This window comes from Staphylococcus microti, assembly GCF_000934465.1.
Lineage (GTDB): Bacteria > Bacillota > Bacilli > Staphylococcales > Staphylococcaceae > Staphylococcus > Staphylococcus microti.
Genome location: NZ_JXWY01000100.1, coordinates 21,578 through 44,435, shown reverse-complemented (window position 1 = coordinate 44,435; position 22,858 = coordinate 21,578). Strand labels below are relative to the sequence as shown.

Below are 22,858 nucleotides of genomic sequence, written 5' to 3'. Positions count from 1 at the left end.
TAACAAGAAGAATTGACTGTTTCGTGACATGTACATGACACACACAAGTAAAAAGACACATTTTGTGTTTGATTTTTGGTTGAAAAAAAAGCGTAATAACTATAAACTTATAAATGAGTCTAAAAATAGTACGTGGATAAAAAATTAGGAAATAAATGGCAATTCATCAAGGGCTGGGACATATATCTCGGCCTTGAATAAGCTATGGCGGTAATGTGTTGTGTCGAAAGCGTGTGTGATGCTTATTTGATATGCATGCTATTTGCCGGGGTGGGACGTGAAATGCTCATACAATTTATGAGTGCATCGTCTCACTCCATTTTCTCTTTGAAAGTGAGGTGAACATGTTGTGGAGCAGTTCTATCAGTTAGGTTGGACATTAGATTCAGCAGGTGGTGTATCAGGTGAAGCATACATGGCTGAACAAGATGGACAGAAGTTATTTTTAAAACGAAATTCTAATCCCTTTATTGCTGCATTATCAGCAGAAGGGATTGTACCAAAGCTCGTTTGGACGAAACGTATCGAAACCGGTGAAGTTGTGACGGCACAACACTGGAAAAACGGTAGAGAGCTTGAAGCGGACGAAATGGGTCAAGCACGTGTCGCGCAATTGTTAAAGAAAATCCATCAATCACAACCGTTACTGACGATGTTAAAACGTATGGAAATGGCACCAATCACACCAGAGATTATGCTGAATAAAATTAATGCGTCATTATCACGAGATGTCCTTACACATCATATTGTCAGAAAAGCATTAACGTATTTAGAAGAGCATATGCCTGAGTTGGATGCAAGATTTTATACAGTCGTTCATGGCGATGTTAATCATAACAACTGGTTGCTATCAGACAAAGATGAATTATTCCTTGTCGATTGGGAAGGTGCGATGATTGCTGATTGGGCAATTGATATTGGTATGTTGCTTTACAACTATGTTCCTGAACGCCAATGGTCTGACTGGCTAGACACATATGGTGTTAAAGAGACGATGGATCTTAAGAAACGCATGAAGTGGTATACAGTGATTCAGTCGATTGGTATGGTGCAATGGAGTGAAGAGCACAAGCGTTTTAAAGAGATGAATACATGGCTTGAATTTTTAAATGACGTCATGAAAAGTAATTTATTTATATAAGGAGTTATAATCATGAGAATGCGACATAAGCCATGGGCAGAAGATTATTTGCGTGAGCACCCAGAGATTGTCGATATCGATTGTGATCATGCACAAGCCGTGTCACAATGGTTCGATAATGAGCATCCGATTCATATCGAAGTCGGTTCGGGTATGGGGCAGTTCATTACAACACTCGCTTCACAAAATCCACATATTAATTATATTGCCATTGAACGTGATAAAAATGTGATGATTCGTGTTTTGGATAAAGTAAGAGATAAAGGTTTAACAAATATTAAACTTTTATGTAATGATGCGGTCGTATTAACAGATTATTTTGCGACTAACGAAGTTGCACGTATTTATTTGAACTTTTCAGATCCATGGCCGAAAACACGCCATGCGAAAAGAAGATTGACCTATCATACATTTTTAGCAATATATCAACAAATTTTGCATGACGATGGCGACCTGCACTTCAAAACGGACAATCGCGGGTTGTTCGCATATAGTTTAGAAAGCATGTCACAATATGGCATGTATTTTACGAAAATTAATTTGAACTTGCATGAAGAAGATGCAGAGGATAATATCGAAACAGAATATGAGCATAAGTTTGCTGAAAAAGGGTCACGCATTTATCGCATGGAAGCGAAATTCCATAAGCCAAGTGTGTGAAATCAGAACTTATAAAAAGTACCAGTCACTAGATTGGTGCTTTTTTGCATTTTATTTGAAGTTCGGGCAAGGTTATCGCTAAAATAAAAGTAATGATAGGGGGAATGCGTAATGAAATTAGGTAAATTCCAAATCGATGTACTCAACGGTGGAGATGTACAAATGGATGGTGGCGCAATTTTTGGTGTTGTTCCAAAACCACTATGGGCGAAAAAGTATCCTTATAATGACAACAACCAAGTACCACTTACAACGCATCCAATTTTAATTAGAACGGGCGATTGTCATATCGTGGTTGATGCGGGTATTGGTAATGACCGGCTCACTGATAAGCAAAAACGCAATTATGGCGTCGGTCAAGAAGCACAAATTGAAAAAAGTTTAGCACAGTTTGGCTTAACACCAGCTGACATTGATATTGTGTTGATGACACATATGCACTTTGATCATGCGACGGGATTAGTTGACAATGAGGGTCACGCAACTTATCCGAATGCACGTCACTACATTCAACAAGATGAGTGGCACGAGTTTGTCAGCCCGAATATTCGCAGTAAGGCGACGTATTGGCCGGCGAATAGGGGAGACTATGAGGCACGAACAGTTTTATTTGAACAAACGTGCACACCGTATCCTGGTATTACGATGACACATACGGGTGGTCATAGTTTTGGTCATGCGGTCATAGAAATTGAAAGTGATGGCGAAAAAGCGGTACATATGGCGGATATTTTCCCAACTGCAGCGCACGTTAATCCGCTATGGGTATCAGCGTATGACGACTATCCAATGCAGTCAATTCGCGCAAAAGAGCGCTTAACGAAGCGATATATTTTAGAGGATTATTGGTTTTTGTTTTACCACGATGTCAATTATCTTGCGGTAAAATATGAGACAGATGGTAAAACGATTAAAGAAACGATTGATCGACCAAACTTCAAGTAAATGATATTAAAAAGGACACACTGGAGTAGGGACTTAAGTAAATTGCGTTCCGGGAAACCGATAAACGCTTTTGTCCCAACCTTGTGTGTCCTTCTGTATTTCAAGTTAAACTTCAACAATGTCTATAACTTGCCCGTTATAGGCATCGGCAATAAATGTGTAGTGATAGGTTTTGCCACTGCGGACTGCACTAACGCCACCTTTATAAACTTCATATTCAATGCCAAATTTACGGTAAGTTGTTGGTTCATAAACGATATAAGACCCTGTGACATTTTGGAAATAATCTTTAACAGATGTGATGACTTTTTCTGCTGGATAATAGCTTTGTTTGTTTTTATTTAATGTGTAAAAATAACTGCCTGTCATAATGATGCCAATGGTAATAGGAATCAACAGTGGCCATTTTTTATTTGTATTTTTCAATTTACTCGCCCCCATGAAAACATATTTCTAGTGTACCACAGCTGAGATGTTATACTAAAGTAAGAATATAACAGAAATATGAGGAGTGTGTGTCTATGACAGAAAGTACAATGGCGCATATTAAAAAACTGACTGAAATGCATGGCGCCCCTAACTTTGAGCATCGCGTTCGTGATTATATGAAACAAGCGATGACACCGTATGTTGACGGTTTTGTTGATGATCGTATGGGCGGTTTTTACGGTGTTAAAAAGAGTGCGAATCCGAATGCACCACGGGTCATGGTTGCGGCGCATATGGATGAAATTGGCTTTATGATTACTGAAATCACTGCGCAAGGGTTTATCAAATTTACAGCATTGGGCGGTGTTGCTAATGATATATGGCAAGGGCAACGTTTGAAAGTTTTGACACAGCACGATGAAGAAGTTGTGGGCGTTGTTGCGAATATTCCAAAACATTTTAGAACAGGTCAAGAAGGTGCCCCTAAGATTGAAGATTTGTTATTAGATATCGGGGCAACATCACCAGAAGAAGTAAAAGCACGTGGTATTTCAATAGGAGATCCGATTGTTCCGCATACCGAATTGATACAGTTATCAGAACATCGCTTCGCTGCAAAAGCATGGGATAATCGCTACGGTTGTGTTATTGCTATTGAATTATTAGAACAGCTTAAAGATGTTGCTTTAGATTTTGATTTATACGTAGGTGCGAATGTTCAAGAAGAAGTCGGTTTACGTGGCGCACGTGCTGCCGCAAATTTAATTGAGCCGGATATTGCTTTCGTCGTAGATTGTTCACCTGCAAATGATATGAAAGGGCGTCAAGGATTGTCAGGCGTTCTTGGCGACGGCGCGTTATTGCGTATTAAAGATGGCACAATGTTGTTAAAACCAGCATTCAAGCATTTTCTTATAGACGTTGCTGAGACACACAATATTAAATATCAACACTATATTTCTCCAGGTGGTACAGATGGTGGTGCGATTCATCAATCGGGCATCGGTGTACCTACAGCGGTTATTGGCGTTTGTGCACGCTATATTCATAGCAGTGATGCAGTGTTTGATATACGTGACTATCAAGCCGCTAAAACATGGCTGACAGCGTCTGTGCAAGCATTGGATGAACAGGTCATTTCAAAGTTACAATATGAAATTTAATTAAAAAAAGAAGGAGTCTTAAAAAATGAAACAACTTGAAAGTATTGAACAATACAACGCATATAAAGAAAAAGAAACGGTCTTTTTATTTACAGCAGGATGGTGTCCAGACTGTCGTGTCATCGAACCGGGGCTTCCTGATATTGAAGCAAAGTTTACACAATTTGATTTTGTTTCTATTGATCGTGATCAATTTATCGATTTAGCGATTGAAGAAGGTGTCATGGGTATTCCAAGTTTCTTAGTTTATAAAAATGGCAAACGTGTCGGGGACTACATCGGAAAAGAACGTAAAACAATTGAACAAATCGATGCGTTTTTAAGTCAATTTTAATAAAACTAGCTGTTTAACAGATTTAAGCAAATCCAGTGGCTAGCCGCATAAAATATGCTTATAATGGAAGTTGTTTGAAGTGCAATTGCGTTTTTTAAAATACTTTTTTCACTTCTAGTCACTTCGACAATAATAATGCAAGATTTCAGCCCTTAGGACGTACGTTTTTTCTAGTCCTAAGGGTTTATTTATTGTAAACTAATATAAGGCATGAAATTAGGAGTGAAAAAATGAATGTCTTTAAAATGAGAGATTTATTGAAATCACGTTTGAATTCGTTAGATGTTGCATTTCAATTCAATCGTGATAAAGAATCACTAAGAATTTATCGAACTGACAATCAAAAGGGTGTGACAGTCAAGCTATCACCAATCGTTGCCAAATATAACAAAGGACAGCAACAAATCGTTGATGAAATTGTCTATTATGTTGAGGAAACGATTGCGCAAATGCAAGATGAATCGACAAAAACACTCGAAGATATTAAAATTTTACCTGTTATTCGTGCAACGAGTTTTCACGAAAAAACGCCGGAGGGTAATCAATTTTTAACAGATACCCATACAGCTGAGACACGCATTTATTATGCGTTAGATCTTGGAAAGTCGTATCGATTGATTGATGATAAAGTACTTCAAGACCTCAAGTTGACAGCGCAACAAGTTAGAGAGATGGCGACTTTCAATGTTCGAAAGTTAGACATTCAGTATAAGACAGACGAGGTCAAAGGGAATATCTTTTATTTCTTTAATACAAATGATGGCTACGATGCAAGTCGTATATTAAATAAGCAATTACTACAAGATTTTGAGGCGAAATGTCAAGGAGAGATGTTAGTCGCAGTGCCACATCAAGATGTTTTGATTATTGCAGATATTCGCAATCATACAGGCTATGATGTGATGGCACATATGACCATGTCATTCTTTACGAACGGTTTAGTCCCTATCACCTCATTATCATTGAGTTATCAAGATGGCAAATTTGAGCCAATCTTTATACTCGGTAAAAATAATAAGCAAAAATCAGCACAAGAACCGAATGTGGTTCAGCATTTACGTGCGACAAAAGATATGAAGTCTGAAGAGTAGGAGAGAAGAACATGAATTTATTTTATAATCCAACAGGTGTTGGCGATGTAGCATTTGTACAATTAGAAGTGGCGGAAGGACCTTTTGACTATGAAGCGAAAGGCGATGTCGTAACGATTAAAAAAGATAATAAAATTGTCGGCTTTAATATTTTCCATGCATCGAAGTCTTTGAATATTGAAGGTGTTGGACATATTAAAATGACGGATGCATTGTTATCAGACATTCAATCAGCACTTCAAGCATCAGGTGTTGAAACAGAATTAGACGTAGATTTATCGCCGAAGTTTGTAGTCGGTTACGTACAACAAAAAGAAAAACATCCGAATGCAGACAAGCTGAGCGTTTGCCAAATTGATGTTGGTAACGAAGTGTTACAAATTGTTTGTGGTGCACCGAACATTGAACAAGGACAAAAAGTTGTGGTAGCTAAAGTGGGTGCCGTGATGCCAAGCGGTATGATCATTAAAGACGCAGAACTACGCGGTGTGCCATCAAGCGGTATGGTATGTTCCATGAAAGAACTTGACTTACCGAATGCGCCACAAGAAAAAGGTATTATGGTTTTAGAAGGTTCGTATCAAGTAGGACAACCATTTTTTGAAGAATAAGGAAAGGGTGTGAACAAATGAGCTGGTTTGATAAATTATTTGGCGAGGATGACAAGTCGACATCGACACGCCGTTCTTCTCAAAAACGTTCACATCAATCATCTAAAGCAGACGCTGATGACGCACTGATCCCACAATCGAATGATATCTATCAACGACCGAGAGGGAAGTTTCGTTTTCCAATAGATATGCATGATGCACATCAACAAAAGGTCGAATCGCATGCAACATCATCAGTGAATTACGAAACGACGCATACACATGTTGAAACTGATAAACGTCCTGCATTTACGTTGGATAGAAAACAAAGAAGGCATCGTAACGGTGTGCGTGTAAAAGGTATTGAGACACAATCGTCATCCAATATTCAAGTCACACGTAGTAATGCGCTATCGACGCATTATCGTCGTCCAACCACACAATATCGTGCAAATGGCGAACGAGAGGACAAGCGTCAACAAGAAGTTCGTCCAACGTATCATCGCCCTGACTTTAAAGCATCAGAAGTACCATCAGCAATTTTTGGTACCAAGGCACGTCGTGAGATTAAAAATAGTGGCTTAAAGCAACCGGTGTACACACAGTCGGATAAGACGAATACGACACGTAATACGTCTCAACCGTCACGTAAAGCACCTGTCAAACGCCCAACGTATCAAAAACAAGCAACACCGAATTATTCTAAACGTGACAACACGATTAATATTGAGAACATTTATGCGTCTCAAATTGTGGAAGAGATTCGTCGTGAGCGTGAAAAGAAAGTACTACAAAAGAAACGCTTCAAAGCTTCTTTAGAACAGAAGAAAGCGGCGCAACAAAAAGAAGATGGCGGTACCATTCAACAAGCAATTGATGCGATGCATGCGCAACAAGCGAAACAATTGTTAGGTTCAGCTTATGATGCAGATGCGAACGAGGAAAAAGATATTCTTGGAACTGTAGATATGCCAGAGGTAATGGATACATCGGTACAAGACGATGATGCAACATCGCATGAAGATCAGTATCAATATGAAGAAGTGAATTTATCACAATTTGAAGATGTTGATGCACATGAGCCGGTTGAAGATACGTCAGCCGAAGCGACAACAACTGATCAAGAAAAAGCGGATGAAATAGATACACTGAATCAAGATGTGTCAAATGAAGCGAATGCATATGATTATGATACATCAGATGAAGTGGCACATACTGAATCGCCAGTTGTTGAGCAGCATGCACAATATAATGCGAACGATGACATAACCCAAACTGCTAATGATGAAGATACGCATGATACTGCGACGGATGTCACAACGTCTGACAGCGTAGGTGCAGAAGAAGAGACATTGGCAAGACGTGAAGCAGATGTTGTGACTGACACATCGGATGATACAACTGTATTAGAAACGCATGTGCAAGACGTTGAAAATACAGAACGTGAACAACAGGAAACAGATGTAAAACGCCCTGTTGTTGCACCGGTCTTGAAGCCAACGATTGCGCAACATGAATCATCAACATCAGTTGCGGACGAAGAGACGGTTCAAGCAGCACGTGCGAACGATGATGAGACTGAAGCACATGCACAGCATGACGAAAGTGCTGAAGTGACAATGCATGAGTCACAACACACGCCACAAGTGGAACGTGACGAAGTGGCTGACGACAAAGACGATGTCGAGGCTGTTGCGCCAACGTCTGACGTGAAGGCGATGCCGGAGGGCAAAGTGAACGAAGGCGGAACGGCACGTGATGAAGCGGCGGCAAAAGTACCAAGTGCTAAGCCGATTCGACGTGGTAGCAGACCATTTAATGTTGTGATGACGCCATCTGATAAGAAACGCCATATGGAACGTCAACAACAGCAAATGGAGAATCGATATAGGCCACAAGAGAGTGCTACAACAGAGAAAGGCCAGTCACAACCATCACAACAAAGTGCTGAACGTGTGACAAGTCCTGAATTAGTGGATACGACTCATGTGAATGTACAACAAAAAACACAACAAGCGACACCTGTTGCAGAAAAGAAAATTCGACGTGGTCCAAGTTTAAGCTTACCTAGCGTTGAGTTACTTGACGCACCAGAAGTACATGAGCGTGATGAGTCTTGGATTGCTGAAAAGAAACAAGAGTTGAATGATGCGTTCTATTATTTCAATGTACCGGCAGAAGTCGTGAATGTGATTGAAGGCCCAAGTGTGACACGCTTTGAGCTTTCTGTAGAAAAAGGTGTGAAAGTATCACGCATTACAGCATTACAAGACGATATTAAAATGGCACTCGCCGCAAAAGATATTCGTATCGAAGCACCGATTCCAGGAACGAGTCTTGTAGGAATTGAAGTGCCGAATCAAAATCCGATGAAGGTTAACTTACGTGCCATTATTGAGTCGGAAAGCTTTAAAAATGCGTCGTCTAAGCTGACAGTAGCGATGGGGAACCGCATTAACAACGAGCCGCTATTAATGGATATAGCGAAAACACCACATGCTTTAATTGCGGGGGCGACTGGCTCAGGTAAATCGGTGTCTATTAATAGTATTTTAATTTCGCTACTATACCGTAATCATCCGGAAGAATTAAAACTGTTGCTCATTGACCCTAAAATGGTTGAGTTGGCACCATATAATGACTTACCACATCTCGTGGCACCTGTTATTACAGATGTAAAAGCAGCGACACAAAGTTTGAAGTGGGCTGTTGATGAGATGGAACGTCGTTATAAATTGTTCGCGCAAGCACATGTGCGTAACATTACAGCTTTTAATAAAAAAGTAAGTTACGATCAACGCATTCCTAAAATTGTGATTGTGATTGATGAGTTAGCTGACTTGATGATGATGGCACCACAAGAAGTGGAACAATCTATTGCACGACTTGCGCAAAAAGCACGTGCATGTGGTATCCATATGTTAGTGGCAACACAACGTCCATCAGTCAATGTCATTACAGGATTAATCAAAGCAAATATTCCAACACGAATTGCATTTATGGTATCATCAAGTGTGGATTCAAGAACAATATTGGATAGCGGTGGCGCAGAGCGTCTACTCGGCTATGGCGATATGTTGTATCTTGGTGGCGGCATGAATAAACCAATTCGTGTACAAGGCACGTTTGTGTCAGATGATGAAATAGATCGAGTTGTAGACTCTATAAAGGCACAACGTGGTCCAGAGTATTTATTTCAAGAACAAGAGTTATTAAAGAAAACTGAAACACCTGCCAAAGATGAACTATTTTATGAAGTGTGTGAATTTATGGTGCGTGAACAAAGCATTTCAACATCATTGATTCAACGCCATTTCCAAATAGGTTATAACCGTGCAGCACGCATTATCGATCAATTAGAGCAGTTAGGATACATTTCTGGGGCAAATGGTTCAAAACCAAGAGATGTTTATTTAACAGAAACAGAGTTGAACGAACTATAAAAATTAGAAAGGAGCGATTGTGTCATGACGAAATACCATTTTGTCGGTATTAAAGGTTCTGGTATGAGTTCATTAGCTCAAATCTTATTTGATTTAGGCCATGACGTTCAAGGATCTGATATCGAACAATACGTATTTACGGAAATCGCATTAAAAAACAAAGGGATTACGATTTTACCCTTCACGGCTGATAATATTAAAGAGGGGTTAACCGTTATACAGGGGAATGCTTTCGCTGATACACATGAAGAAATCGCTCGAGCACATGAACTCGGACTAAAAGTAGTGCGCTATCACGACTTTTTAAGTGAAGTAGCTAATGAATATACATCTGTTGCTGTGACAGGTGCGCACGGTAAAACATCTACAACAGGTTTATTATCACATGTCATGAATGGCGACAAAAAAACATCATTTTTAATTGGTGATGGCACAGGTATGGGCTTACCGCAAAGTGAATATTTTGCTTTTGAGGCTTGTGAATATCGTCGTCATTTCTTAAGCTATGCACCGGATTATGCAATCATTACAAATATTGATTTTGACCATCCGGATTACTTTAAAGATGTAGATGATGTGATCAATGCGTTCCAAGGTATGGCGAAAAATGTTAAAAAAGCATTAGTCGCTTGGGGAGACGATCCATATGTCAAGTCGATTAAAGTAGACGTGCCAGTGTACTACTATGGATTTGATGAATCAATGGATGTATACGCTAAAAATATTAAAATTACAGATCAAGGGACAGCTTTTGATGTCTATATCAAAGGCGAGTTTTACGATCATTTTGTGTCACCACAATTCGGTGATCATACCGTATTAAATACATTGGCTGTTTTAACAATCGTTTATTTAGAAAAACTAGACGTTGAGAATATTAAAGATGCATTAGTAACGTTTGGTGGCGTGAAACGTCGTTTTAATGAAACGTTTGTACATGAACAAGTACTTGTCGATGATTATGCGCACCATCCTAGGGAGATTAGTGCTACAATTGAAACGGCAAGAAAAAAATATCCAAATAAAGACGTTGTGGCGATATTCCAACCACATACTTTTTCAAGAACGAAAGCATTTTTAAATGAGTTTGCTGAAGTACTCAACCTTGCAGATAAAACATATTTATGTGATATCTTTGGTTCTATTCGTGAGAACGATGGCGAATTAACAATCAATGATTTATTAGCACTTGTTGAAAATGGTGAACTGATCTCTGAAGCGGATGTGTCAGTATTGAAAAAACACGAAAATGCTGTCCTTCTTTTCATGGGTGCAGGCGATATTCAAAAAGTACTAAAAGCATATATGGAAGAAGTGGGGATTGACCCTACATTTTAATGTTTGACCTTGACAAGGGTGGGTATTTATATAAAATATATAGCATAATTAAATGTCATTAGGAGGCGTTTTTGAATGGAATGGATTTTACCAATCGCAGGGATTATTGCGGCAGTAGCATTTTTGATTTTATGTATCGGTATTGTATCGGTATTAGTGTCTGTTAAGAAAAACTTAGATCATGTAGCTAAAACACTTGACGGTGTAGAAGGTCAAATTCAAGGTATTACACGTGAATCTACAGACTTATTACACAAAGCCAATCGTTTAACTGAAGATATTCAAGACAAAACAAACCGCTTAAATTCAGTGGTTGACGCTGTTAAAGGTATCGGGGACTCAGTTCAAACGTTAAACGGTTCAGTTGATCGTGTAACACATTCAATTACTCACAACATTTCACAAAATGAAGATAAAATTTCTCAAGTTGTGCAATGGTCAAATGTCGCAATGGAAATTGCTGACAAGTGGCAAAACCGACAAAATCGTCGTAACCACGTTGCAAAGAAATAATACAACATTAAAAATGAACAGAAGATAGGGCTGACAAAATATTTGAGTCAGTCCTATTTTTTTTAAACGCTAAAAGGTGGTATTCTATAAGAAAGTGGCTGTTAGATGTAGCGAAATAATGAGGTTTTAACAGCTTAAACGAGTTGATGATATTAGGGAGGAAAGTGTGTATGGAAAATAAAAATCAAGCACAGTATACGCAAAGTGCGGACACGAATAACTTAGACTTTGCGGTAAGTTTTATCGCTGGGACGTTAATCGGAAGTGTCATAGGTTATGCGGTTAAACCTTTCGTAACACGAGCAGTTAATTTTACGCAAGAACATGAGCTAACAAATGTGAATAAACACTCGCAAAAATTGAAGCAAGAAGCATTGCGTAAAGCTGAAGAAATTAAAGAAAAAGCACAACATATTAAAGATGAAGCACTTCATAAAACCGAAGTACAGCAAGGTGAACCAACTACTGAAGCACTTGAAGCACAACAGCGTGCCATTAGAAGTGAAGTAGATTCGGATAAACTACAAGTACCAACAAAACCAACATATCATTTTACTGATCAAAAAGATAAACCTGTTGATTTGTCAGCTTTAAAAGCACGCCATGACACAATGACGACTTCTGATAAACCTAAAGAAGAAGTAGCAGTTTCATCATTAGCAGCAGTGCGTCAAGCAACGGCTGTTGATAAGAAAAATGAAGAAGTGAAAGAAAAAGCGGTAGTGGATATGCCAAAAGAAACATCTAAAGAAGAAGTGCCAGTTTCGTCACTAGCAGCAATGCGTCAAGCAACGGCTGTTGATAAGAAAAATGAAGAAGTGAAAGAAAAAGCGATAGCAGACAAGCCAGACGAAGCACCGAAACAAGAAGTAGCAGTTTCATCATTAGCAGCAATGCGTCAAGCGATGGCGACTGATAAAAAAGATGGCAAAGTCGTAGAAGAGAAGCCAAAAGTAACAGAAAAAGCCGAGCAAAAACAACAAGCAACGACGGTTGAACAACGTGTGCCACAAACACATCGTGAAGCAAGATTTGAAAATGGTGTCATCACACATGAAAAATCAAGCCAAGCGAAGCAAGCAACACCAAAGAAAAAAGCAACACCGTCTAAGAAAGCGAGTCAATCTAAACCTACAGCAGATCGTAAAAAAACAACACAATCGAAAAAAACGCAAGCAAAGAAGACGCCTGCCAAAAAAGCACCAGCTAAAAAGTCACAAGCTAAAGCGACGTCACAAACTGCGACGAAATCAACAAAAGCGGCAGAAGCAAAGTCAACACCCGCAAAAACGACACAAACGAAGCGTAAAGCGTCTCAAACGCAAACAAAAGCGAAGTCGACACAGACAAAGCGCAATGCATCACAAACACAAACAAAGAACGAAGCTAAAGTTAAAAAAACAACGAATAAAGTAGAAAAACATACGTTTAAAAGTAATGATTAAAAGATAGTTTTTAATTAACGGTCATTGGCGTAATTTCAGGTAAAACTGTTATGCGTCAATGACCTTTAACATGAATTTTCTAAAAATTTAATAAATATTGGTTTGTATGGTTGCAAATAGATGTTATACCTGTTAATATACTAAATATCCAATAAAGCTTTTTATCGCTTTAAAGTGTATCAGAAATTCATTGAGGTGACGAATATGGCAAATAAGTTAGAACAATACAGAGCAGAAATAGAAGATATAAACGACCAAATACTTGATTTGTTGTCGAAACGCGGTCATTTGGCACAAAAAATTGGTGAGGAAAAACGTAAGCAGAGTACGATGATTTATGATCCACAACGTGAAAAGGAAATGCTGAATACGTTAATTGATAAAAACCAAGGCCCATTTAACGATAATGTCATCAAACAATTGTTTAAAGAGATTTTTAAAGCATCTACTGACTTGCAAAAATCGGATAATGAGAAACATTTATACGTATCACGCAAGTTAAAACCTGAAGACACAATTGTTCAGTTCACTAACGGTGGTATTATCGGTGAAGGGCATAAATCTTTCGTGTTTGGTCCTTGTTCTGTAGAGTCATATGAACAAGTTGAAGCCGTAGCAAAAGACTTGCATGCGAAAGGTGAAAAATTCATCCGTGGTGGTGCATTCAAACCGAGAACGTCACCTTATGATTTCCAAGGTTTAGGTGAAGAAGGTTTACAAATCTTAAAACAAATTAAAGATAAATATGACTTAAATGTTGTGAGTGAGATTGTACATCCTAACCATTTTGAATTAGCCGATCAATATTTAGATGTCTTCCAAATCGGTGCACGTAACATGCAAAATTTTGAATTGCTGAAAGAAGCAGGGCGTACGAATAAACCGATTTTATTAAAACGTGGTTTATCTGCAACGATTGAAGAATTTGTATATGCAGCAGAATACATTGCATCTCAAGGCAATCAAAATATCATTTTATGCGAACGTGGTATTAGAACATACGAAAAAGCAACACGTAATACGCTCGATATTTCAGCAGTGCCAATTTTAAAACAAGGTACGCATTTACCTGTCCTTGTTGATGTGACACATAGTACAGGACGTAAAGATATTATGTTACCTGCAGCAAAAGCAGCACTCGCTATCGGTGCAGATGGTGTAATGGCAGAAGTACATCCAGAACCAGCTGTTGCCTTAAGTGATAGCGGACAACAAATGGACTTGAACGAGTTTAATGCATTCTACAACGAGATTAAACCATTATCAGAAATGTACAATCAGAAAAAATTAAAATAGGGCACAGGGCAGAAAGTGTATTTTTGCAAAAAGCTTTCGCATCCTAAGCCTATTCCATCAAGCACAATGAAATCTGTGGAAGCGTTGGATTTCATTGTGTTCCTTTTTGTGTCGATCAAAATTTACTATTAGTATAATAAAATACAAATATTCTTTTATTTCAATGGATAAAAATGACAAATATTTGACAGGAAAGCGTTTTATATTTCAACTCTAATGGAAGTGTGTTAAACTTTGAAAATGATATGAAAACAGATTACAATAATATAGATACCGCTTTCAAGGAGGATAAAAAATACAATGACAGTAACAATTTATGATGTTGCACGTGAGGCGAATGTTTCTATGGCAACGGTGTCTCGTGTTGTGAATGGTAACCAAAATGTGAAACCTGCAACACGTGATAAAGTAAACGAAGTAATTAAACGATTAAATTATCGCCCAAATGCTGTGGCTAGAGGTCTCGCAAGTAAACGTACGACAACAGTGGGTGTCATTATTCCGGATATTTCTAATATTTACTATTCAGAGTTAGCACGTGGGATTGAAGATATTGCGACAATGTATAAATATCACACAATCATTTCAAACTCTGATGATGACCCGAAAAAAGAACGCGAGATTTTCAATAATCTTTTAAGCAAACAAGTAGACGGTATTATTTTCTTAGGTGGTACAATCACTGAGGAAATTCAAGAACAAATTAGCAAGTCATCTGTACCTGTCGTTGTATCAGGTACAAACGGCAAAGAAGCAGATGTTGCATCTGTAAATATTGACTTTGTAAAAGCAAGTGAACAAGTGACTGAAAAATTACTTGAAACGGGTGCGAAAAAGTTTGCTTACATTGGTGGCGGTTATTCAAAAGTTGCCCAAGAAGAAGTAGCAAAAGGTTTGAAAAACACATTACAAAAACATGGTTTATCAGTAGACGATCACTTAGTATATGTCGGTAATGAAACGTATCAAGACGGCTTGCGTGCGTTTGAAGCAATTAGCGAATATAAGCCAGATGCTGTATTGTCAATTAGTGATGAGCAAGCAATCGGTGTTGTTCACGGTGCTTTAGACCATGGTTTACGTGTACCTGAAGATATTCAAGTTGTGAGTTTCAACAATACACGTTTAGTTGAAATGGTACGTCCACAGCTTTCAAGCGTCATTCAACCACTTTATGATATTGGTGCGGTTGGTATGCGCTTATTAACGAAATATATGAATAAAGAAGAAATCACGGAACAAAATGTGACATTACCACACACAATCCGTTATCGTGGCACAACAAAATAAATGACATTGAAACAATGTGGCGTTATGCTACATTGTTTTTTTAGGGTGCCCGGCATGGATAATAACTTGACGGTGAAAGTCCGTTACAGACTTGGTAATAGGAACTGTTAGTGAAAGACTTGATTGTGTGAGAAGACGAACAGTCAACTAATGGCTCCTACTCGATTGGCTGTGTTGTCGAACATTATAATGAATCGCATGGGAGTTAATGTGTGTTTGCAGACTTATAAAATATGTAATGCGCTTACAATATTTGGTATTGTTCGACAATTATTGAAGAGTTCGATATTATTAATAGTGGGTAGAATTTACAGAATAATATGAGTACAACCAATCCAAAAAATAAATATAAGGGGCTGAATAATGTGAGTCATTTATCAGATTTAGAGATTGCAAATCAAGCAACATTAAAACCGATTAAGGAGATCGCTGATAAAGCTGGAATTGCGGAAGAGGCTTTAGAACAGTACGGTCACTACAAAGCTAAAATTGACATCTCTAAAATTCAAACCAAAGGCAAAAAAGGGAAAGTCGTTCTTGTTACAGCGATGAGCCCAACACCAGCGGGTGAAGGGAAATCAACGGTAACGGTTGGTTTGGCAGATGCGTTTCAACATATTAATCAAAATGTAATGGTGGCATTACGTGAACCAGCACTTGGACCTACTTTTGGTATTAAAGGTGGCGCAACAGGTGGCGGTTATGCGCAAGTATTACCGATGGAAGATATCAACTTACATTTCAATGGTGACTTCCATGCGATTACAACTGCGAACAACGCATTATCTGCATTTATTGACAACCATATTCATCAAGGTAATGCTTTAGGTATTGATCAACGACGTATTGAATGGAAACGTGTGTTAGACATGAATGACCGTGCGTTACGACAAGTTGTTGTTGGTTTAGGTGGTCCAACACAAGGTGTGCCACGTGAAGATGGTTTTAACATTACAGTTGCTTCTGAAATTATGGCAATTCTATGTTTAAGTACAGATATTATGGACTTAAAAGAAAGTATTGCAAAAATTACGATTGGTTATACACATGACCGCAAGCCTGTTACGGTAAAAGATCTTGGTGTTGAAGGCGCACTTGCGATGATTTTAAAAGATGCGATTAAACCAAACTTAGTTCAAACAATTGAAGGGACACCTGCATTGATTCACGGTGGACCATTTGCGAATATTGCACATGGTTGTAACTCAATTATCGCAACGGAAACGGCACGTGACTTAGCAGATATCGTTGTGACGGAAGCCGGTTTTGGTTCAGACTTAGGTGCTGAGAAGTTTATCGACATTAAAGCGCGTAAAGCTGATTTTGAACCGGATGCTGTTGTACTTGTAGCAACAATTCGTGCGCTTAAAATGCACGGCGGTGTGGCAAAAGACAACTTAAAAGAAGAAAACGTTGAAGCGGTGAAAGCAGGTATTGCGAATCTAGATCGACATGTTAATAACATCCGCAAGTTCGGTGTTGAACCTGTCATTGCGTTAAATGCCTTTATTCACGATACAGATGCTGAATTTGAGGCAGTACAACAATGGGCGAAAGAGAACGATGTTCGTTTATCATTAACAGAAGTATGGGAAAAAGGTGGCGCTGGTGGCGTCGACTTAGCAGAAAAAGTGCTTGAAGTTGTTGAACAGCCACAAAGCTTTAAACATTTATATGAATTAGAGCAACCACTTGAAGAGAAAATTGAAACAATCGTTAAAGAAATCTATGGCGGTTCAAAAGTGACATTTACTTCAAAAGCACAAAAACAATTAAAACAATTTAAAGACAATGGTTGGGATCATTACCCAATTTGTATGGCAAAAACGCAATATTCATTCTCTGACGATCAAACACGTCTAGGCGCACCGACAGACTTTGAAATCACAATTCGTGAACTTGAAGCGAAAACAGGTGCAGGTTTTATCGTTGCATTAACAGGTGCGATTATGACGATGCCAGGTTTACCAAAACAACCTGCTGCACTTAAAATGGACGTCACTGAAGACGGTCATGCGATTGGTTTATTCTAAAGATTTAACTTTGTAATATAAAATAATAAGGAAAGGCGCTTTAATCTTTGGGAGCGTCTTTCCTTGTTTTATGGTATTAAATGTTGTGGGATATCATATGCTAAAGCGTCTGTATATTCTTTTTGAGTAATCACTTGTTCGATAAGCATACGCTTCAATACGTACCGTTGGCGATTAATAGAAGGCGTTAAATCTGCTTTAGGACGTAATTGGCCGTGTGCATCAAATGGCGTGTAGTAGTAGGGGCTTTGAAGCAAACCAGTAATGTATGCAGACTCAGCTAAATTTAATTCACTGGGTGCTTTTCCAAATATGCCATAAGCCGCAGATGTAATACCGGTGATATGTTGGCCATTTGTATCCAAGCCAAATGGCACACGATTTAAATACGTGAAAATAATTTCGTCTTTCGTCATTAATTTTTCCACACGCATCGCATACATAATTTCTTTTGCTTTACGGCTATATGTCTTTTCATTCGTTAATAGTTGGTTTTTAATGAGTTGTTGTGTAATGGTGCTGCCACCCGTCGCAAATTGATGTTGAAAAATATCTTGGTAAATAGCGCGTAGAACGGCTTTCGGTAAAATACCATTATGTAAATAAAATTGATCATCTTCAGCAGCAACTAAGGCACTTGTGACATACGGTGACACTTCAGATGGACCGGCAATAAGTACAGGTTCAGGTGCGTCATACAATGCGATAAAATCTGTATTTGGAGATGTCACGGTTTCCAGTTCAGGTAACTTTGTGACTTGCTGGATCAGCGCTGTATCATCCAATTCATGTGAGTCGGACACGATGCTCTCAAAATAAGCCAATGTGACACCTACAAAAAGCAGTAATGCCGTTATAAGCAGTAGTACACATGTAAAAAAGATCCGCTTCACACGTATAAAAATTGTATCATAGCGCGCTAGAAAATGATTTTTGTTATTTTGTGTTAGTTGCGACCGACACATGACCTGCACCTCCATTATACGAATAGTATAGCATACAATGTATTTGTAGGACGTATCGTATAGACGGAAGGGTTGACATACGTATGAGAAAGTTTATAATAGTAGGAAATTGTATATCTTCTTGAAACAGAGACCAAGTAACCATTGTACATGCAGCAACAGAGAGTTAGTGGGTGGTGCGAACTAACGGATGACAATAGGCGAATACAGCTCAGTAGACGTTTCAACGTATGGTGATGAACGTATCATCGCAAGAGTTTCAAGTATGGTGGTACCGTGCACAAATGTTTGCGCCCTTACGTAATGTAAGCGGTGTTTTTTTATGCTTAAAAATATAGGAGGTAATATTATGGCAAACGCATTACTTGAAGATTTAAAATGGAGAGGTTTAATTTATCAACAAACAGATGAAGCAGCAATTGAAGAATTGTTAAATAAAGAAGAAGTTAAACTATACTGTGGTGCTGACCCAACAGCAGATAGCTTACACATCGGTCACTTATTACCTTATTTAACATTACGCCGTTTCCAAGAGGCTGGCCATCGTCCGATTGTACTTGTCGGTGGTGGAACAGGTATGATTGGGGATCCATCTGGTAAATCTGAAGAACGTGTGTTACAAACAGAAGAACAAGTTGAAAAGAACGTGCAAGGTATTCAAGCACAAATGCATAAACTGTTTGACTTCGATACTGAGAATGGGCCGATTCTAGTAAACAATAAAGACTGGCTCAGTCAAATTAGCTTAATTGCATTTTTACGTGATTTCGGTAAACATGTCGGCGTAAACTACATGTTAGGTAAAGATTCGATTCAATCACGTCTTGAACATGGTATTTCATATACAGAGTTTACGTACACGATTTTACAAGCTATCGACTTTGGTCATCTTAATCGTGAATACGGTTGTAAAATGCAAATCGGTGGTTCAGACCAATGGGGTAACATCACAAGTGGTATCGAATTGATGCGCCGTATGTATGGTACAACAGACGTCTACGGTTTAACAATTCCACTCGTAACGAAAGCAGATGGTAAAAAATTCGGTAAATCTGAATCAGGCGCTGTATGGTTAGATGCTGAAAAAACAAGTCCATATGAATTTTACCAATTCTGGATTAATACAAGTGACGAAGATGTTATCAAATTCTTAAAATACTTCACGTTTTTATCTAAAGAAGAAATTGCAGAACTTGAAGCATCTGTAGAAGCTGAGCCACATTTACGTAAAGCACAAAAAGCACTTGCAGAAAATGTAACAGCATTTATTCATGGTCAAGAAGCATTAGAAGAAGCACAACGTATCTCTCAAGCGTTATTTAGTGGCGACTTAAAGTCATTATCAACAAAAGAAATTAAAGCTGGATTTAAAGATGTACCGCAAGTGTCATTGTCTGCTGAAACAACGAACATTGTAGATGCGCTTGTTGAAACGAAAATTTCATCATCTAAACGTCAAGCACGTGAAGATGTCCAAAATGGTGCGATTTACATTAATGGTGAACGTCAAACAGATTTAGCATATACACTTTCTGAACAAGACAAATATGACAATGCGTTTACGATTATTCGTCGCGGTAAGAAAAAATACTTTATGGTGAACTACCAATAAAATATGAATTCAGTTATTTTGTGAAGCATTGAAGCGTACAAAAGCTAGATAAAAAACCTCGCAACTCATTTGAGCCTGCGAGGTTTTACTTATTAGTGGGAGAAAATATATTAGATTGTGATAGTTGATCTTTTCGGTATAGACACGAATTTTATAAGCTATAATTTGGAAATTAGCAGGCATAGAATTACATAATTTTGCTCAAATTATATTGAGAATATTGTTAAGATAATTGTAAAATAGACTTGTAATATAGAGAGTAATAATTACCTAATAAGGAGGAGATTTAAGAAGTCTATAGAAACGTCATGATGAGACAACAAAGTCGTTAAGGATGATAACTCGTAGTAGATGCCGAAGTGAATGCAAAATATAGCAAATGCGAATAGGAGTGATTCTATGGGACTTTCTCATGCACCAGATTATAAATGGACAGACCATTTTGCCCAAAGAGCCTTAGAAAGATTTGATGTCGATCATGCTAGATTAGCAAAGTGGGTTGCAAGGCAAATAGGAACTTTGACACTTTATTCTGACGAAACCGCCACACAGCCTGAAGTGAAAAAATATGTAACAGATGATGGTATTATTTTTGTTTGTAATACCATTGAGTTGATTTTTGTTACATGTTACGAAGCAAATGATTTGATAGCCGAGGGTAAAAAAGTCACGATACATGAAAACAATGTGGACTTGTTTAATGAAGAGGTTAGTAAGTTAGCACGCAGATATAGACTGAAAGATAGCCAAGAAATGTTGCTGAGTGTAACAGCACACATTGATGAATTTTATAAACTAAGTCACAGGTTGATGAAGGGCAGACTGACCGAAAAGAATTATCTCCTCATACAATCTCTTATTGATGAGTTTCATGCTGTTAGATCAGCTATGCGTGTAATTGAAAGCAAGCGATCAGACTTTAAAGTGTATAAAGGCTAAAAATGGTATTTCATGGATTGTAGCAAATCAAAATAAGTGACTATTTTGATAATAAAGAGAAAGATGATTTATTTGTTTTTCTGATAAGACTTTTGTGATGTTAGTAGTGATTGTTATGTATATTAGAGTAGTAGGATGTTTTTGTTTCAATTAAGGTGATCAGTTTACTAAATCACTGCATAGTATGAAATAAAATACTGCCTATTACGTATAGTATATAAGAAAGCCATTGATGTGTTCGGAATGACATATCAATGGCTTTTAAAATTATGATTCTACTAATGTTACATCTACATTTTTAGTTTTGCCATCACGCATAATAGTAAATGTAACGGAATCACCTGGTTTTTTGTTTTTATATAAATATGAACGTAAGTCGGAATCATTTTCTACTTTTTGATCATCGACTTTTGTGATAATATCACCGCTTTTCAGATCAATGCCTCGTCGTTGTACTTCAGCGACATAGACGCCGCTATCCAACTGAAGTCGTTTTTGATATGATGCTGGAATATCGGCAACATTTAACATGCCAATACCGATTGATGGACGTTTCACTTCGCCATGTTTGACAAGTTGTTCAATGACAAGTTTCACTTCATTACTTGGAATTGCAAAGCCAATACCTTCAACTTGTGGAGCAGAGATTTTCATCGAGTTGATGCCGACAAGATTTCCGTTAATGTCGACAAGCGCACCACCAGAGTTACCTGGGTTAATTGCTGCATCTGTTTGGAGTACAGTGACTTTGTTTGTACCTGATGTTGTTTCTGCATCAATTGTACGTTCGCTGGCAGAAATAATACCTGATGTCACAGTATTTGCAAACTCTAAACCAAGTGGATTACCCATTGCAAATACGCTATCGCCTGTTTTGACTTTTGATGAGTCAGCAAAATCGATTGCTTTAATATCATTACGATTTTTAATTTTAAGTACGGCAATATCTGTGAGTGAATCGGTGCCTACAAGTTCGGCACTTACTTGTTTAGAGTTATGTAATTGCACTTTGATTGAAGAAGCACCATCAATTACATGGTTGTTCGTTACGATAAACGCTTCATTTTGCGTACGTTGATAAATGACACCTGAACCGATGCCGGATGGTTCAGCATTTGTGGATTTGCCACGCAGTAGGTCTTCTAAGCTTTCAGCCTTCTGTTCATTGATGACGCCGACAATAGATGGGGCTTTATCTTGAATCATGGTGTTGACGGACGCATAATTTTTAGACTTATTATCAAGTAAATTGCCACCTTTGTCGTTTTGAGCGACATTGACTTCTGCACCCGAGTCGCCGTTCATATTTGTTAATTTTGAAAAACCACTTATTGCGCTAAAAGCAATAAGACCACCGATTAGCCCAGCAACAAGCGCAATGATGATTGTACGGAGCACACCTGACTTTTTGCGTGGGGGTGGTGATTGATAACTTTGACGATATGCATGCTGTTGTGATGGATTTGCATTTGTCATATCAGTGTTTTGATTGGAATTATAATGGTTATCATTCGAATTCATAAAATGCCTCCTTTAATTATATTATGCGATTTTTGAACGAATTTTTCTAGTTACACGCCATCGGTCTCTAGTCTTAGAAGGTGACTGCTTGTTGAAATGAACGGGAGATG

At 38.2% G+C, this 22,858-nt stretch carries 19 protein-coding genes; 16 read left to right on the top strand and 3 right to left on the bottom strand.

The genetic code is table 11. The annotated features are described in order from the left end of the window. The first annotated feature begins 349 nt into the window (after positions 1-349). The 3 genes from TP70_RS09495 (at position 350) to TP70_RS09485 (ending at position 2,746) form a co-directional block, all read left to right on the top strand. The gene (locus TP70_RS09495; protein WP_044361237.1) at positions 350-1,141 is read left to right on the top strand and encodes a phosphotransferase family protein; all 792 of its coding nucleotides are present in this window, start codon (positions 350-352) and stop codon (positions 1,139-1,141) included. 12 nt (positions 1,142-1,153) lie between these two features. Next, a complete protein-coding gene (trmB, locus tag TP70_RS09490) occupies positions 1,154-1,801 on the top strand; it encodes a tRNA (guanosine(46)-N7)-methyltransferase TrmB (protein ID WP_044361236.1) in 648 nt (215 codons plus the stop codon). Between the two features lie 111 nt (positions 1,802-1,912). Next, positions 1,913-2,746, top strand: a complete 834-nt coding sequence (locus TP70_RS09485; protein ID WP_044361235.1) for a YtnP family quorum-quenching lactonase — start codon at positions 1,913-1,915, stop codon at positions 2,744-2,746. A gap of 105 nt (positions 2,747-2,851) precedes the next feature. Here the strand turns inward: TP70_RS09485 and TP70_RS09480 are convergent, their stop codons facing one another. Beyond that, positions 2,852-3,172, bottom strand: coding sequence for a hypothetical protein (locus TP70_RS09480; RefSeq protein WP_240627029.1), 321 nt, complete (start codon positions 3,170-3,172; stop codon positions 2,852-2,854). Between the two features lie 95 nt (positions 3,173-3,267). On the opposite strand from TP70_RS09480, the gene TP70_RS09475 reads away from it, so the two are divergent. From TP70_RS09475 to TP70_RS09425, 11 genes are all read left to right on the top strand, one after another. After that, on the top strand, positions 3,268-4,338 hold the full coding sequence (locus TP70_RS09475; RefSeq protein WP_044361231.1) for a M42 family metallopeptidase: 1,071 nt from the start codon (positions 3,268-3,270) through the stop codon (positions 4,336-4,338). A gap of 25 nt (positions 4,339-4,363) precedes the next feature. Further along, entirely contained in the window at positions 4,364-4,672 is a 309-nt protein-coding gene (locus TP70_RS09470) for a thioredoxin family protein (protein ID WP_044361229.1), read from the top strand. Positions 4,673-4,902: 230 nt separating this feature from the next. Further along, on the top strand, positions 4,903-5,763 hold the full coding sequence (locus TP70_RS09465; protein ID WP_044361228.1) for a DUF1444 domain-containing protein: 861 nt from the start codon (positions 4,903-4,905) through the stop codon (positions 5,761-5,763). A gap of 11 nt (positions 5,764-5,774) precedes the next feature. After that, on the top strand, positions 5,775-6,374 hold the full coding sequence (ytpR, locus tag TP70_RS09460) for a YtpR family tRNA-binding protein (RefSeq protein WP_044361227.1): 600 nt from the start codon (positions 5,775-5,777) through the stop codon (positions 6,372-6,374). A gap of 17 nt (positions 6,375-6,391) precedes the next feature. Beyond that, positions 6,392-9,796, top strand: coding sequence for a DNA translocase FtsK (locus tag TP70_RS09455; protein WP_044361226.1), 3,405 nt, complete (start codon positions 6,392-6,394; stop codon positions 9,794-9,796). 24 nt (positions 9,797-9,820) lie between these two features. After that, entirely contained in the window at positions 9,821-11,134 is a 1,314-nt protein-coding gene (gene murC, locus TP70_RS09450; RefSeq protein WP_044361225.1) for a UDP-N-acetylmuramate--L-alanine ligase, read from the top strand. Positions 11,135-11,209: 75 nt separating this feature from the next. Further along, positions 11,210-11,647, top strand: a complete 438-nt coding sequence (locus TP70_RS09445) for a DUF948 domain-containing protein (protein WP_044361224.1) — start codon at positions 11,210-11,212, stop codon at positions 11,645-11,647. 170 nt (positions 11,648-11,817) lie between these two features. Continuing rightward, entirely contained in the window at positions 11,818-13,092 is a 1,275-nt protein-coding gene (locus TP70_RS09440; protein ID WP_044361223.1) for a hypothetical protein, read from the top strand. 204 nt (positions 13,093-13,296) lie between these two features. Beyond that, positions 13,297-14,388, top strand: a complete 1,092-nt coding sequence (locus TP70_RS09435; RefSeq protein ID WP_044361222.1) for a bifunctional 3-deoxy-7-phosphoheptulonate synthase/chorismate mutase — start codon at positions 13,297-13,299, stop codon at positions 14,386-14,388. A gap of 300 nt (positions 14,389-14,688) precedes the next feature. Then, positions 14,689-15,678: a catabolite control protein A gene (gene ccpA / locus TP70_RS09430; protein WP_044361220.1), complete on the top strand. Its 990-nt coding sequence runs from the start codon at positions 14,689-14,691 to the stop codon at positions 15,676-15,678. A 365-nt stretch (positions 15,679-16,043) separates the two neighbouring features. After that, the gene (locus TP70_RS09425) at positions 16,044-17,711 is read left to right on the top strand and encodes a formate--tetrahydrofolate ligase (RefSeq protein ID WP_044361218.1); all 1,668 of its coding nucleotides are present in this window, start codon (positions 16,044-16,046) and stop codon (positions 17,709-17,711) included. 68 nt (positions 17,712-17,779) lie between these two features. Here TP70_RS09425 and TP70_RS09420 read toward each other — a convergent pair whose 3' ends face one another. Next, positions 17,780-18,604: a biosynthetic peptidoglycan transglycosylase gene (locus TP70_RS09420; protein ID WP_248783013.1), complete on the bottom strand. Its 825-nt coding sequence runs from the start codon at positions 18,602-18,604 to the stop codon at positions 17,780-17,782. A 421-nt stretch (positions 18,605-19,025) separates the two neighbouring features. On the opposite strand from TP70_RS09420, the gene tyrS reads away from it, so the two are divergent. Both tyrS and TP70_RS09410 read left to right on the top strand, forming a co-directional pair. Beyond that, positions 19,026-20,288, top strand: a complete 1,263-nt coding sequence (gene tyrS, locus TP70_RS09415; protein WP_044361214.1) for a tyrosine--tRNA ligase — start codon at positions 19,026-19,028, stop codon at positions 20,286-20,288. Positions 20,289-20,651: 363 nt separating this feature from the next. Further along, on the top strand, positions 20,652-21,227 hold the full coding sequence (locus TP70_RS09410) for a hypothetical protein (protein WP_240627027.1): 576 nt from the start codon (positions 20,652-20,654) through the stop codon (positions 21,225-21,227). A gap of 267 nt (positions 21,228-21,494) precedes the next feature. On the opposite strand, the gene TP70_RS09405 is transcribed toward TP70_RS09410, so the two are convergent. Then, positions 21,495-22,703, bottom strand: a complete 1,209-nt coding sequence (locus tag TP70_RS09405) for a S1C family serine protease (RefSeq protein WP_044361293.1) — start codon at positions 22,701-22,703, stop codon at positions 21,495-21,497. Positions 22,704-22,858 lie beyond the last annotated feature (155 nt).